This is a genomic window from Mesorhizobium sp. M7A.F.Ca.CA.004.06.1.1 (assembly GCF_003999135.1).
In the GTDB taxonomy this organism is placed as follows: domain Bacteria; phylum Pseudomonadota; class Alphaproteobacteria; order Rhizobiales; family Rhizobiaceae; genus Mesorhizobium.
Window position 1 is genome coordinate 1 of the sequence record NZ_RZPQ01001154.1, and the last position, 1,181, is coordinate 1,181.

1 protein-coding gene is annotated in these 1,181 nt (G+C 66.0%); it reads right to left on the minus strand.

Annotated features, from left to right (window positions below; all coding sequences use genetic code 11):
* On the minus strand, nucleotides 1-1,181 hold a 1,181-nt coding region (locus tag EN906_RS34710; protein ID WP_164777637.1), incomplete at both ends, for a hypothetical protein.

Here is a 1,181-nt window from a genome sequence, read left to right on the forward strand (position 1 = left end):
TTCAGATTCAGCACGAAGACGTCAGCCGTCAGCGTGACGCCAGCGCCGCTCGACGCGCCCGCGGCCACGGAGAACGAACCTATGTCCTCGTTGCCGGTTGCTTCGACCGTCACATTGCCGTCGACGTCGATGTCGGCGCCCGCTTCGATCGATGCAGTCGTCGTCTTTGTCAGCGTCGACACATTGACGCCGGCGCCGACGCCGGCACTGCCGGCGGAAACCGCGAGCGAGCCCGCGATTGTCAGGATATCGGTTTCGTCGCTTGCAAAGACCGAAACGCCGGGATCATTGGCGAGCGTCTGGCCGGAAACCTTGCTGTTTGCACCGATGCGAGCCGTCGTTGTCTCGGTCAGCACCGTCACAGCGACCGAACCGGCGACCGCCGCCTGCGCGGAAGCAGCGCCGGCGGCTGCGATGATCAGCACGTCATCGGTGGAAATCGCCGATACGGAGAGGCCGTTTGCGCCACCGGTGACCACGTCGGCGTCGCCATAGAGCTCCGCCTTTACATCGTCGAGATGGACAAACACCGTTCCGGAAATACCGATGCCGGCGCTTTGGCCGAACGCCGCCGCGCCAGCCAGCAGGAACACGTCCGCGTCGCCGGTCGCCGTCACGGAGACATCTCCGCCGGCGCCCAGATGCGATTTGTTCAGCGTGCTGCCGGCCTCGACGAAGGCCTGGGTCGATGTGTCGAGGTAAAGCACGCCGACCGATGCCGCGACGCCGGCCGAGCCGCCGGCGCTGCCGCCGAACGTCGCCGCGATCGAGGTGATGTCGTCGAAGGAGTCGGCATTGATGATGATGTTGCCGGCAGTCGTATCCAGATCCGCGCCACCACCCATCCAGGCGCTGGTGTTGCGCGTGATCACCTGCACGTCCAGGCCGATGCCGACGCCGGCATTGCCGTTCAGCGTGAGGCCGATGCCGCCCGCCCCGCTGACCACGGTCAGCAGGTCCGTCGCCTCGATCTTGATGCCGGTTCCGGCTTCGAGGTCGGAGTTGTCGTTCACCGACGCGTGCGTCTCCATGAAGATCACGTTGACGCTGGACGAGCCGCCGACGGCAAAGCCGCCCGACGCACCGGCGATGCCGGCGGCGAAGCTGGTGACGGCCAACGAGCCGATGACCGGCAGGTCTTCCGAGATCGGCAGCAGTTCGGCATGCGAGGTGACGTTGAT